This is a genomic window from Ktedonobacter robiniae (assembly GCF_016587375.1).
Lineage (GTDB): Bacteria > Chloroflexota > Ktedonobacteria > Ktedonobacterales > Ktedonobacteraceae > Ktedonobacter > Ktedonobacter robiniae.
The window spans coordinates 1,366,758-1,379,190 of the sequence record NZ_BNJG01000003.1 but is presented as its reverse complement, the minus strand read 5'-3'; the positions used below and the strand labels follow the sequence as shown (position 1 = coordinate 1,379,190).

The 12,433-nt window shown below is 51.3% G+C and carries 12 protein-coding genes and 1 pseudogene; 5 read left to right on the top strand and 8 right to left on the bottom strand.

Annotation, left to right across the window (positions count from 1 at the left end; genetic code table 11):
* Positions 1-243 precede the first annotated feature (243 nt).
* Both JMJ04_RS38565 and JMJ04_RS38560 read left to right on the top strand, forming a co-directional pair.
* The gene (locus JMJ04_RS38565; RefSeq protein ID WP_201375669.1) at positions 244-747 is read left to right on the top strand and encodes a nitroreductase family deazaflavin-dependent oxidoreductase; all 504 of its coding nucleotides are present in this window, start codon (positions 244-246) and stop codon (positions 745-747) included.
* A gap of 76 nt (positions 748-823) precedes the next feature.
* Entirely contained in the window at positions 824-1,438 is a 615-nt protein-coding gene (locus tag JMJ04_RS38560; RefSeq protein WP_201375668.1) for a TetR/AcrR family transcriptional regulator, read from the top strand.
* Between the two features lie 117 nt (positions 1,439-1,555).
* Here the strand turns inward: JMJ04_RS38560 and JMJ04_RS38555 are convergent, their stop codons facing one another.
* Together JMJ04_RS38555 and JMJ04_RS38550 are read right to left on the bottom strand one after the other, a co-directional pair.
* Positions 1,556-2,545, bottom strand: coding sequence for a pentapeptide repeat-containing protein (locus JMJ04_RS38555; RefSeq protein WP_201375667.1), 990 nt, complete (start codon positions 2,543-2,545; stop codon positions 1,556-1,558).
* Positions 2,546-2,634: 89 nt separating this feature from the next.
* Positions 2,635-2,970: pseudogene (locus JMJ04_RS38550) on the bottom strand (pentapeptide repeat-containing protein); the annotation flags it as partial.
* Between the two features lie 412 nt (positions 2,971-3,382).
* Between JMJ04_RS38550 and JMJ04_RS38545 the strand changes: the two are divergent.
* On the top strand, positions 3,383-4,342 hold the full coding sequence (locus JMJ04_RS38545) for a sigma-70 family RNA polymerase sigma factor (protein WP_201375665.1): 960 nt from the start codon (positions 3,383-3,385) through the stop codon (positions 4,340-4,342).
* A gap of 186 nt (positions 4,343-4,528) precedes the next feature.
* Here the strand turns inward: JMJ04_RS38545 and JMJ04_RS38540 are convergent, their stop codons facing one another.
* Positions 4,529-5,038, bottom strand: a complete 510-nt coding sequence (locus tag JMJ04_RS38540; RefSeq protein ID WP_201375664.1) for a pyridoxamine 5'-phosphate oxidase family protein — start codon at positions 5,036-5,038, stop codon at positions 4,529-4,531.
* Between the two features lie 134 nt (positions 5,039-5,172).
* On the opposite strand from JMJ04_RS38540, the gene JMJ04_RS38535 reads away from it, so the two are divergent.
* Positions 5,173-5,412 (top strand): hypothetical protein, encoded by a 240-nt coding sequence (locus tag JMJ04_RS38535; protein WP_201375663.1) that lies wholly within the window; start codon positions 5,173-5,175, stop codon positions 5,410-5,412.
* 76 nt (positions 5,413-5,488) lie between these two features.
* Positions 5,489-5,905, top strand: coding sequence for an MGMT family protein (locus tag JMJ04_RS38530; RefSeq protein WP_201375662.1), 417 nt, complete (start codon positions 5,489-5,491; stop codon positions 5,903-5,905).
* Positions 5,906-5,987: 82 nt separating this feature from the next.
* On the opposite strand, the gene JMJ04_RS38525 is transcribed toward JMJ04_RS38530, so the two are convergent.
* The 5 genes from JMJ04_RS38525 to JMJ04_RS38505 form a co-directional block, all read right to left on the bottom strand.
* On the bottom strand, positions 5,988-7,403 hold the full coding sequence (locus tag JMJ04_RS38525) for a PP2C family protein-serine/threonine phosphatase (protein WP_201375661.1): 1,416 nt from the start codon (positions 7,401-7,403) through the stop codon (positions 5,988-5,990).
* 115 nt (positions 7,404-7,518) lie between these two features.
* Complete coding sequence (locus tag JMJ04_RS38520; protein WP_201375660.1) at positions 7,519-7,767, bottom strand: hypothetical protein; 249 nt, start codon at positions 7,765-7,767, stop codon at positions 7,519-7,521.
* Between the two features lie 503 nt (positions 7,768-8,270).
* Positions 8,271-9,461, bottom strand: a complete 1,191-nt coding sequence (locus JMJ04_RS38515; RefSeq protein ID WP_201375659.1) for an IS256 family transposase — start codon at positions 9,459-9,461, stop codon at positions 8,271-8,273.
* 1,178 nt (positions 9,462-10,639) lie between these two features.
* A complete protein-coding gene (locus tag JMJ04_RS38510; RefSeq protein ID WP_201375658.1) occupies positions 10,640-11,647 on the bottom strand; it encodes a hypothetical protein in 1,008 nt (335 codons plus the stop codon).
* Positions 11,631-12,389 carry a ParA family protein gene (locus JMJ04_RS38505; RefSeq protein ID WP_201375657.1) on the bottom strand — a complete coding sequence of 253 codons (759 nt, stop codon included), beginning with the start codon at positions 12,387-12,389 and terminating at the stop codon, positions 11,631-11,633. Before JMJ04_RS38505 ends, JMJ04_RS38510 begins: the two co-directional genes overlap by 17 nt.
* Positions 12,390-12,433: the final 44 nt, after the last annotated feature.

Here is a 12,433-nt window from a genome sequence, read left to right as displayed (position 1 = left end):
ACTGAAAGAAAAATCATGTGTTGTGTCTCGCTTATCTTGTTCGGCAAGGGACCGTAAAAACTTAAGCACAACATTAGATCAGTGTTATATCTCAGCACATTATAATCATTGACAAGATACTCGTAATCCAGTTACAATAATAACTGACCAGTCAGTTATTATTCCAATATAGCCTTTCTTTTCCAAAAACCTTTCGTGGAATGTGCTGATGACTACAGGTATTTAGTCCTAAAGGAGATGTGTATGACTGTATATATCAGGGACACCCATCCTCCACGTGGCTTCGCCCGCATCCTCTGGCGACTCCCTCTCTGGCTCTATCGCCTCCATCTGGGATGGTTGCTCCAGAGCCGCTTCCTCTTGCTCACTCATATTGGTCGCAAAAGTGGCCTACCGCGTACAACGGTTCTGGAAGTGATTCGGGCCGACAAAACAGCCGGGAAATATACGGTATTTTCCGGTTGGAGAAAACAATCAGACTGGGTGAAAAACGTGGAGAAAACACCACAGGTAAAGATTCAGATCGGAAACCACTCTTTTCACGCTCAAACCACACGTCCAGCGCCCGAGGAAGCCGAAGCTCTCTTGCTGGCGTATGCCGCCAGATACCCTCATCTACTACGCCTCGTTTTGCGTTTACTTGGCTATCAAACCGATGGAACAGAGGAGGATCTCCGCGCCATTGCCCATCATAGCATAATGGTTACCTTTGAAGTTCTCCCTCCTGGCACAGGAGGCAATGTATGAGCGAAAAGAAACACCAGGGCAGGTTCGGAGCGCACTATTGGTGTCCAATAGTACAAATAAAGAGTTGGAGGTAAGTATGTCTCCCCGTCTCGATGTTAGTGAAGAACGAAAAAATCAGATCCTGGAGGCCGCCATCGCTGTGTTTGCTCGCCTGGGATTTGACCAGAGCCGAATGGAGGATATTGCCGGACAAGCTGGCCTCTCGAAAGGAGCCTTGTATCTCTACTATAAAAGTAAAGATGCCATCGTTGCGGCCTTGCTCAAGTACTTTTTTGCCCAGGAATTCAAGCTGCTACAGACATTTGTTGAAGCTCATCAAGAGGGCAGCGTTACTGAGCAAATAATCACCCTTACTCGTCAACTGGTACAAGCCATGCAATGGATGGCCAGGATGATGCCCATCGCCTTTGAGTTTTATGCCCTTGCCGGACGTGATCAGGAAGTCCGCCAGTTCCTTAAGCAATATTATCAGGACTATCGCCAGGAACTGGCCCATCTCATTGAGCGTGGTATCGAACAGGGCGAGTTCCGTGCCGTCGATACACAAGCAGCAGCAACATCCCTGGTCGCGCTATACGAGGGCCTGGCTTTGTTGTTTTTTGTCGATCCAGAGGCCAACCAGTGGGCCAAGCAGGTCGAAACATCCATACACTTCTTCTTAGAAGGGCTCAGGCAAAGAGCCTTCTCATGAGAGAAGACAAATTATGGAACTGAACGCCCAAAATTGGGAGCACCTTGTAGGGTCCATGCTTAACATGGACTCTCAAGCAACCACCCAATCGGTAGTCGTGTGCGCCAGTAGCAGGCTTTACTCCTCATTAAGGTGAGGGAAGAGGCGCTCAAGCAGTTGTTGGCGCTCTTGCAGGCGGCTCCGGGCGGTCGAGACCATACGCTCGGGCAGGGTGGTACTCAGTTCTTCGGGCTGCTGGTAGAAGAAGGGGGGACGATAGACCCAGGGTTGGGCAAAGAGAGCGCTACCACGCAGGGCCTGGCTGTCCGCCCGCGCCGAGGCGAAAGGGATGATGGGTGTCTGCCCGCGCTGGGAGAGTGTGATCAATTCGGGCGCAATCTCGGGACCGCCGATATCAGCTATGACAAAACCAACGACGCTTGCCAGGCGCTGGAGCATCTCCCAGGCTTTCTCGCCCTGCGCGGCACTCAGCTCCACCAGGATAGGTTGATAGTCTAGTTCACGCAGGCGGGCGGCGATGCTCTGTGCCTCCTCATAACCGCCATCACGCCGCGCCAGGACAAGCACACCTTTAGGCATGGCACAGCCAAAGGCGACCCGAGAGTGCGTCTGCTTGAGCAGGAGATAGAGCATCTGGCCCGTCTCCAGGTCGTCCACGGTAATCACCGGCTCGTGCGCGGAGGCATTGGTAATGATCAACTCCTGCTGGCGCGCCCCCTCCAGTTGAATGTCCCAGGCGTTAATGCCATAGACCAGGCAGTGAGCCAGCATAGCCTCGCGTAGATCGCTCTGCACAAGATTAGCGTTGCTCAGATCGACGCGTTCCAGCGTGGCCCCGCGCAGCTTTGTGCCAATCAGGCTGGCCTTGCTCAAGGTCGTTCCGCGCAGAATGGCCTTGGAGAGATCGGTCTCATCGAGAATACTATTATGCAGGTTGGCGTTGGAGAGGTCGGCCTCGCTCAGGTTAGCCTGGTCCAGCAAGCCATCGCTCAGGTTGGCGCCAGTAAAATTGGCTTTATGAGCCACGGCGTCCTTGAGATCAATGCCCTCCAAGATAGCGCCTGCCAGGTTCGCCCCGCTCAGGTCGGTGTGATGCATACGGGCCATAGAGAGGTTCGCCTTGCGCACGTCTGCTTGGCAGAGATTGGCCTCGTGAAGCGTGGTGTCAAAGAGGTTAGCCCCGCGAGAGTGGCGCGATAGAGAATAACTCGTTGCAAATCGGCCTTGTGAAGGGTGGCTCCACTCAGATTGGCCCCTGTCATGTTGGCCTCGCGGATGCTTGCCTCGCTTAGATCGGCCTTGAAGAGGCTTGTGCGATAGAAGACGGCATTTTCGAGGCGCGCCCCCTGCAATGATGCACGCACAAGATTGGCCCCGCTAAAATTTGTGTGGCTCAGGTCGGCCCCCATCAGGTCGATCTCCCAGAGCGTGGCCTCACTCAGGTCCGGCTTGATTCCCGGTGCCTGCTCGCGCCAAGCATTCCACGCCTCAACGCCCTGGCGCAGAATATCTAAATGTTGCTGGTTTGCCATTGCCCTTGCCCCCCTCCAGGCGATAATGTGGTAATCAAAAGCTTTGCTTGTATTGTAGATATTGTAAGACATGCCGCGCGTAAACAACAGCCTCAATCTCAAGGCTTTATCCCCTACAAAGCATAAACGTATAAGCAGACAAATTCTCTCAAATGAGATTTGCTTCCACGTAGCGTAAATTCGTTTAGAGAAGACCGGTATAAGAAATATATGCTTTTTGAGCAATGGGTGGTGCCGCCTGGGTAGGCGCAGGCTACCCAGGCGGCACCACCCATTGCTCAAAAAATGTCTTCTCATGGCCTTCATGAGGGCTGATTTTCATGGAAGGAGATTGGGAGATCATAGAAAGGGCCTTCCCCTATACTTCCATCAAACAACAGTATTTGCTAGATTTCGGTTGGAGGGAGTTCTCATGATTGACATGACCGTGACGAGTCGAGAAGCGCACGCGACCCGTATTCAGGCTGACCCCGAAGCGATGAATATCAGCGATTCCACCCATTTCTATCGCTATGAGATCGGGCAGGTAGAGCTACTCTCAAAAGATGAGGTCACCAACCTGGCTCAACGCATTGAGAAGGCTCAGGCTAACATCAGAAAACAGCGCGGTCTTTCACGCTCGGCACGCCTGGACGACAATGAAGCTCAGGAAGCTAAACGCCAGCTCATTGAGGCCAACTTGCGTCTCGTCATGCACATCGCCAGGAAATACAGAGGCTTTGGCGTCGACCTGATGGACCTTATCCAGGAAGGCAATCTCGGACTTATGCACGCTGTCGACAAGTTTGACTATAAGAAGGGCTATCGCTTCAGCACCTATGCCACCTGGTGGATCCGCCAGTACATTACACGTGCGCTCTCGGAGCAGGCTCACATGATCCGCGTGCCGCTGTATAAGATTGAAGAGATCAAACGCCTGGGGCGGGTAAAACGCAAGATGCAGCAGGGAGAGACGGGCGAGCCTACGCTCGAAGAGCTGGCCATCCAGATGGAGATCAGCGTCCCCGAGGTTATTGCCCTGCTCTCAACAAACCAGGAGACCATCAGCCTGGATATGCCGCGCAAAGGAGGTGACGACGAAATTTCGTTAAGCGAGGTATTAGAGGATGATCCGATCTATTCGCCCGAGCGTGTGGTCCTCACCCAGACCCTACAAGAACAGGTTCAGGATATTTTGAATTGTCTGACACCCCGAGAAAAGAAAGTGCTTCAGCTACGGTTTGGGTTAAACGGGAACGGTGAGCATAGCTTAACGGAGACGGGAAAGAAAATGGGCTTAAGCCACGAGGCTGTACGCCAGATGGAGTTTCGCGCACTAAAAAAACTGGGGCATCCCTGCCGAGACCGCAGGCTCCAGGACTTCTTGGGGTGACTTAGCGAAGGGACGATACATTGAGTCACTACGACGATGGGGAGTAGAGGTTATCCCCAACCTCTACAGTTTTTCTGACACCACCCGAGAGAGAGCATGTATAGCGAGCGATCCGACGCCAAAGGGTCGCCCGCTTTTTTTATTCCTCACACTTCCACACTAATATTGATCCGATTTTTTTATCGCTCACTCTTCGGGGTAGGCTTCGAGTTCGCGGGCGTAGGTGTAGAGGATAGCCGGGTCCATACGCAGGAAGACGCCTTCGCCCCAATCGCTCACACCCTGGCCACTGCACTCGCGCATGCAAGACTCCACCTCAGCAAAGGTTGCCTGATCGGGCCAGATGATGGTGGCGTTGCCATGGGCGATAACGGCAAGCTCATTCCCCTGATAGAGGGTAAAGCTCACACCAGGCCGATTTACCACATGCCGGGTACGAGTCGCGCTCTCCAGTGTAGGAATATAGAAATAGCCATGAATCAGCAGAGCGCCTATGGGAGAGACACGCGGCTCCCCCTTCTTCGTCACTGTAGCAAAAGCGACCGTCTGTGGCTCCTGCCATAGATGGACAAGCTGGCGAGCAGAGAGTGAGTGCTCTGGCATCTGGAGTGACTCCCGCACGAACGTCCCCGCTTGCTCTATACTTTTCTCCATCAACGTTTGCAGACGCTCAAGGTCTTCTTCCGTCTCATGCATACTACGCTTCCTTCCAGGCCCCCAGGAAAACAAACTTACTCCACATAAAACTTAATCTACTTTCAACAGCAACACACTATTATCATATAATGAGCACAGCGAACACAAGCACAACAGCAGAGGAGAGGCAACATATGCCAGAGGACATATACTCGCTTGAGGACATATACTCGCTTGAGGACATATACTCGCTTGAGGACATATACTCGCTTATAGGAAACATAGAAGAAGATCCAACCCAATGGCGCCTCTTTCTACAAACAGATACAGATACGAAGCAGCTATGGCAGGCTCGAAAACTGCCCGCCTGGCGAAATTATCCTGTATTTTTGGAAAACCCTTGTGTAGATATATTTCATCCTACTATGCTATAATACAGCTATTGGTACATTCGTTCGCTGCTCTCAGTAGAGAGTAGCCAGGAAGCCAGAGACATGATAAGGAGGTCTTATGGCACAAGAGGTAGATACCATTGTGGATATTCCCGAGAACCGGGTTAAATTCTTTGGTGGACGGGGGAAAATGTTACTTCTAAGTCCTGCGGCGCTGGAGGCATTAATCCAGCAGATACCAGAGCAGCAGCTTATAACAACCGATCTTCTGCGAAAGAAGCTCACAGAACAATTCCAGGTCCAGGGTACCTGTCCAGTAACCATGAGAGAATCCCTTCAAGCCCTTGCGCGAGACACAAGCAAGCATGTCGCCTACTGGCGTGTTATCAATGCCAATGGTAAACTTATTGTGAACTTTCCCGGCGGTGTAGAGAGCCAGGCCAGAATTTTAGCGGAGGAAGGCATCTCCATTGATACACAGGGCAAAACTCCAAAGGTAAAAGAACTCACCAGGCACCTGGCCCGTTTCGCTTAATCCCTAGGCTATCTCCTGGATTAGCAATATCTACTCTTTTACGTATACGTATGCGTGTACAATGCCGTAATCACAAGAGAGGTCAGGGGACGCAGGCGACAATGACGCTAATGTTATCGACGCCGCCTCCAATGAGTGCAGCTTTGGTAAGGGCATCACTGGCGGTGACGGCATTGGGATATTGCTGGAGGAGGCGCGCGATCTCTGGATTGCGTACCATCTCCCATAGGCCATCTGAACAGAGCAGGAGCCGATCCTGGGAGAGCAGATTAAGCATAAACCAGTCAACTTCGATATGCTCATCCTGGCCCAGGCTGCGATAGACCTTATTGCGCTCGGGATGAGTATAGACCTGTTCTGGCGTAATCTCGCCGAAGGCGACCAGCGTGGCTACGACCGAGTGATCACGTGTAACCTGTTTGAGACCGAAGCCCTCGCGGTAGAGGTAAGTCCGGCTATCACCAACATTGACGATATAGGCCTTGAGACCTACCACCAGGGAGGCGGTCAGTGTCGTCCCCATATTCCCGTTTAGCTCGCGGCCACGCTGCATGATGGCACGATTGGCCCATTCTACTCCTCCAATGAGCATATCTATCAAGAACTCATCGCTAAGTTCCCTGCTTATCACAATATTCTGTAGCACAGTATGCATCATACTCTGCATCGCCAGGCGACTGGCATCGCGTCCATTATCGTGTCCCCCCATACCATCGGCGACGACGAAGAGAGCAAAAGGCATCAACTGCTCTTCATAGGTACAGGTTCCCTGCAAAACCATCACACTATCCTCATTTGGCTTACTCATACGTACAATGCCACTATTCCAACCAATTCCCACCTCCAGAGGTTCTAACATTGACGAACGCGAGGAGAGCGGATCCGTTGCAGAACGACCTGCGGGCCGCGTCGGAATCTCCGGCAACTCAACCATGGTCGCCACAGAGGGAGGAGCGGATCGATCTGGCAAAGAAGGGTGCGCCGAAGGGAACGGCGAGAGATTAAGCGCCAGGTTACCCGCCTGCATTTGTGGTGTACGTTGCGGTAGACGTATACGTTGCATCTGTGCCGTCAGGCTCTCGCTCCCTCTATAAGGGGTAAGCTCCACCAGTCCCGGCAGAGACGCTGAAGGAACCTTCTGTATCGTAGGAGAAGTCGACATGGGCAGAGGCTGCCACTCTGCCTGTACGGAAGACATATCGGCTACAGGTCGAAATTGCAAATGATGGACTACTAGCCAGAGGGCCAACCAGAGCAGGCCTCCCCAGGCAATAAACCAGAAGAGAGATGCCAGGACCAGCACGACGAGCGTCGCCTGGTACATCATCTCCCGCCAGTGCATGGACCAGCTGAGAAGCGCCTGAAGGCAGAGCGACCAGGTACGCGGAGGAAAGCCACCCAGCAGCACAAACGATATAGGTAATAGCACCAGTACACACCAGGCGCACCAGCGTAACTTTACATGGAGATCGTAAGCGGCTTTCAGCTCCTCCAACATCGCGCGAAATCCCTTCCAGAACAAATAAAGAGCAAGACCTTCAACAGCAAGTAACAAATATCTGGCAAACAGGCAGAGAAGACAGAAACGAAAAGGGTTTTAGACTATAAGAATTTTATAAGATCGCGAGAGTGGATTCCTCCTGCTCCATCGCCTGCACATATAGCTCACACACTACGAGATTCGCCTCATCTGCACCTACATGGCGTGCCAGAGCGCCCTGAAACGAACCCACGCGCTCCATGCGAGCATTAATAAAGCCGTGGCGTGCCACACCAAGCGCCACCTCGGATAACGCGCGCCTCATCGCCAGCATCTCCTGCTCAATCTGCTGGCGTAAGAGCGCGACCTCGCTTGTGTTCATTCCCATGTCCTTTCTCGCTCAAGAACAAACGCAGCTTATTATTAAGAACGGCTGACTACTGACTACCGGTGTCGCCCTATCCCAGGCTTTGCACCCAGTAGACACAGAAATACATGCTAACCTTTTCTGAGATTAAGTATAAGAATGACACTTAGCTCGATCTCCCAATATCCTCCTGCCACGCTCCACCCCTATCCCGGAGAAAGTATAAGAGAAAGCGCGCTCCTACGCCTCTAACGCCCTCAAGCATAACAAGCTCTAGCGCACATATAAGAGTCTTATACCTGTCTTATAACAGAACTTCATAGTTTCAGAAATTGGTAGCGATGTGTTTACTAAGTCCGAGGAAGAAATACATCCCAAACAAGCCATTTAGGCCTTTTCTCGGTAAATGTAGACGTAGACGTAGACAAAATCATAATATCATCCTACGAACATTTCATCCAAAGGCTATAAGAATAGCCGGCGCTTAAGTAGCACTTATCTCCTCAACCGGCAGTATGTCAAGTACTGTGTAAAAGGACAAGATCTGGCTGAGCTTGCGATGCTGGTGGCATCGTGAGCTTGTGGAAGGTCAAGCCGCGAATGACGGCATAGAAGAGCAGCAGACAGCTCCCCTCATTGCGAAACGCGGCAGCCATCTTGTGCGAACGACGTTTGACTTCTCCAAAGAGCCGCTCACTGACATTGTTGGTGCGAATGGTCTTCCAGTGCGTCTTCGGAAAGGCGTAAAAGGTGAGACAAGCCTCCAGATCCCGCTGCAAGCACTCTACCGCGGTGGGATAGACCTTCTGGTACTTCTCAAGGAAAGCAGCCACGGCTTGATCGGCCTGCTGTCGGCTTTCTTGGGAAAAGAGGGCTTTGAGCTCAGGTTCAAGCTGTTCTCGCTGCTTGCTCGGAACGTAACTGAGCACGTTCTCCATCTTGTGCAGAACACAGCGTTGTCTCTGTGCGGTCGGGAAGTGCTTGGTGATGGCATTGAGCATGGCCCGGTTGCCATCACTGATCCAGAGCCCGATTTCCTTGACTCCTCGTGCTTTGAGGTCCTCCATGAGATCCTCCCACGCCTGCTGATTCTCCCGATCCCCCACGCGAAAAGCCAGCACTTCTCGCTCTCCGGTGATGGCAATGCCCACCACCGCCAAGATGGGCATCTTGCAGCCTTCGCTCTGGTAGATCACGGTGAAGTAGGTCCCATCGGCAAAGGCGTAGGCATAGCGCTGAGCTAGGGGACGGGCTTTCCACTGCTCATACTCCTCTTGCAGCGTATGAAACACCCGCGAGACGGTTGAGGCACTCGGATGCAAACCGGTTAATGTCTCGATGATCTCTCCGACTTGAGCCATGCTCACTCCTTTGATGAACATGTCTTGCATGGCGCCATCCAGCTCGTCGCGGCGGCGATGATAACGCTCAAACAACTGCGTGTGATACCCTCCTCGCGTGCGAGGAACGGGCACATCAGCGATTTCTCCCACGGTGGTGTCCAGATGACGGCTGTAGTGTCCGTTGCGTTGATCTCGACGGTGTTGGCTGCGCTCATACGGCTTGGCTCCAATAAAGGCCGTCACTTCTTCTTCCAGCACATTGATGAATGCGATGCGAACGGCGTACTGGAGTCGCTCTTTCACCAGCTGCTCAAAGGCCTCTTGACGGGTGATGATGTCTTCGCTAGAGTGATCGTAAAGGGTCATGGCTATCCTCCTGGTTCAGTTTTACTACATTTTCCAGTTCAGGATACCAGACCTTTTTTTTACACACCACTCAGAATACTGCCCCTCAACCAGCAAAACATTTAGCATTACAGACAAATGTAAATGTAAATGTAATCATAATCATAAACGTAAACGTACTTGTTTACGTTTACGTTTATGATTATGCGTAACCAATAGCTCAACGTAATCGGGAAACACCTGGGATTATACCAGGGTCAAGAGAAGGGCATCAGAATAGTTCAGCGTAAACAAGGACGTTGATGCATACGCTAACATCCTTGTTTACAACAACATTTTCGTGTGCATACACGTTGTTGTTTGTGAATACATCTCTGTATCTAATTACGCATATGTCTTTGTTTATGCATACGTATACGTTTACACAAACAAAGACATATGCGTTTATGCTTACAAGTACACTTACACAAATGTTTCCATTTACAGTAACGACTACAATGACGATAACGACTATGTAAATGAAGATGCTGTCATATAAATCTACGCCATCGCAAACAGCAACGTATACGTATGCGTTTATGCTTGCGTTTACAGAAACAGTTGCGTAAATGTGTGCGATTACAAAAACGAGAGCGTAGACGCATAGGTTTCCGTTGCCAGACGCGTTTACAAGTACAGAAACAAATACATCTTCGCTTACAGCTACAGCTATGCTTACATACCTATCTTCGCTTACAGCTACAGAAACAATTGCACATACGTGCACGTGTACGAGATCGCGCACGACAACAAGTACAGAGACGACAACAACTATGTTGCTATCAACGTTGTCGTTACTGGATGCGTCATCGTAGCCAAAAGCGTAGTCGATGACAGAGACTTATACGTTTATGAGCTCGCAGCATAAAATTATCAAATAAAATGTCTTCATGTCTGTATACAGCTACATATATGTGTACGTACACGTTTGTAAAATAATTAGTGGTTTACTACTTCTCCGAAAACCCTGAGCGCGAAGCGCTAGACACGCAAGTGGCGCTGCGCCCCCGAATGGGGTTGGGCTTCGGAATAAGATCTTATTCAACAATGAGCAAGAACGTACACGTGTACGGTTACAGCATCATACACAAAAATGCTTACGTAGACATTTTTGCGGCTTCGAGCCATCTACGTAAGCATTTAAAAGGGGGCATTGAGAGCTAACCGCGATATTTACGCAAGAGGTCCGCGATTGCTTCGTTGAGGAGAGCCGTCTTAGGGAGTTCGCTCTCATAGGCCAGTTCATCAAAAGCCTGCTTCAGGCGTTTATCGATCCAGAGAGTGATACGCTCATGGGTTCGCTCAAAAGTTTGGGCACCGCGCCGTCGCCGCAACGAACCTCGAGCAGAAAACTCAGTCGTCTCTAGAAGTTCGCCCGTTCGATGCTCAAACGACTCCGACAGGGCAGGCAAGGGTGCTGTCGATTGAGATGGTAAGAACTGGGAAGATGAAGATGGATAATCGCCGATCTCTGCCTGGGTATAACCAAGGGGGCCCGACACGCTTCTAGCATCCTGAGTATAGCCAGGAGCAGTAGATATATTTCTATTATAAGGAACGGTTTGGCGCTCCGGTACCTGCTCACTATATGCAGTTGGCTCAAAAGGCCGCTGCTGGCGCTCATACATAGGACGTCGCTCCTCAGTAGCATAGGCTGACGCTGGCAACTGAGTTGGTGGTGGCGGAGCCGGAAACTGAGGCACCTGCGCTTGCTCAAGGCGTGCCTCTTTAGGCCGGGTTTGGCGTTTCTGGGCAGGCGCTTGCTGTTCTGGCTGAGATGTATACGTATACGGAGCTGCATATGTTTGTGTCTTCGTCGACGCCTGGGATTGGGCAGACATTGCGCTAAAAGCTGGCTCCTTGGTGGGAACTTCAACTTCCGCCTCTACCTCATCTTCCTCAACGTGAGAAGGGATAGTACTCCGCGACACTTCAGGCGAGGGAAGCTGTTGTTCTTGAGGCTGCTCCTCACGGATCTTGGTGGTCTGTACAGGAGCAGGAACAACATTCTCTGCCTGTGATCCAGATTGAGAAGGGGGAGAAGCAGACTTCTCGGCAGAGCTTCTGCGAGAAGGCTTCTCCACTACTTGCTCAGGCTCTGGCTTCTGTTCAGCGGCAGGAGAGGGGCGCAGCAAGGGATTAATAAATTTCTTAGGCTCCTTCGGCACGATGTAAAACCTCCTGTACAAGTTTGCTATATGCCTGGGCGCCTGTGCTGGCAGGGGCATAATCGAAGAGGCAGGCGATCTGATTATGGGCTTCTTCTACCTTAATATTACGGGGGATAACCGTATCAAAAACCTTGCCAGCAAAGTGATCGCGAACAGCCGCCAGCACATCGGTACTCAAGCGCGTGTGATCATCGAGGTTAGCCACCACACCAAAGATAGGCAGTTCCACATCCAGGTTCTCGCGCAACTCCTGCATGGTGCTTTCCAGAATACCAATACCGATCAGGGCATAGGTGGTAAGGGCAATTGGAATGATCACATCGGTACAAGCCATGAAGGCATTTACCGTCAGCACACCCAGATTAGGTGGCGTATCAATCAGGATATAATCAAAGTCCTTGACGGTAGAGAGAGCGCGCGCTAGTTTGCGCTCACGACCCGCGGCCGAGGCCATCAAGAGATCGGCGGCACTCAGATTGATGGAACTGGGCACCAGGAAGAGATTCTCATGTTGTGTGGGCACAATGGCATCGGTCATCTTTACACCATTGATCAAGACATCAAAGAGGGTTGGCTCCTGATCCAGGTGTCCCAGGAGGCTATAGGTGCTATTGCTCTGGGCGTCAGTATCAATAATAAGCACACGCCGCCCAGCTCGCGCCAAGCCATATCCCAGATTGACCGTAGTGGTCGTCTTGGTCACGCCTCCCTTGTTATTCGCAAGGCTAATAATCTTCAAGGCACACTCCTTTTAACAAAATAACTACTAAATATAGTGGTGAT

Bases quoted from the DNA above. Each gene is read 5' to 3' on its own strand.
- JMJ04_RS38520 (WP_201375660.1), bottom strand. From the start codon at position 7,767: ATGAACACAAGCGAGGTCGCGCTCTTACGCCAGCAGATTGAGCAGGAG.
- JMJ04_RS38555 (WP_201375667.1), bottom strand. From the start codon at position 2,545: ATGGCCCGTATGCATCACACCGACCTGAGCGGGGCGAACCTGGCAGGC.
- JMJ04_RS38530 (WP_201375662.1), top strand. From the start codon at position 5,489: ATGGCACAAGAGGTAGATACCATTGTGGATATTCCCGAGAACCGGGTT.
- JMJ04_RS38515 (WP_201375659.1), bottom strand. From the start codon at position 9,461: ATGACCCTTTACGATCACTCTAGCGAAGACATCATCACCCGTCAAGAG.
- JMJ04_RS38565 (WP_201375669.1), top strand. From the start codon at position 244: ATGACTGTATATATCAGGGACACCCATCCTCCACGTGGCTTCGCCCGC.
- JMJ04_RS38535 (WP_201375663.1), top strand. From the start codon at position 5,173: ATGCCAGAGGACATATACTCGCTTGAGGACATATACTCGCTTGAGGAC.
- JMJ04_RS38545 (WP_201375665.1), top strand. From the start codon at position 3,383: ATGATTGACATGACCGTGACGAGTCGAGAAGCGCACGCGACCCGTATT.
- JMJ04_RS38560 (WP_201375668.1), top strand. From the start codon at position 824: ATGTCTCCCCGTCTCGATGTTAGTGAAGAACGAAAAAATCAGATCCTG.
- JMJ04_RS38540 (WP_201375664.1), bottom strand. From the start codon at position 5,038: ATGCATGAGACGGAAGAAGACCTTGAGCGTCTGCAAACGTTGATGGAG.
- JMJ04_RS38525 (WP_201375661.1), bottom strand. From the start codon at position 7,403: ATGTTGGAGGAGCTGAAAGCCGCTTACGATCTCCATGTAAAGTTACGC.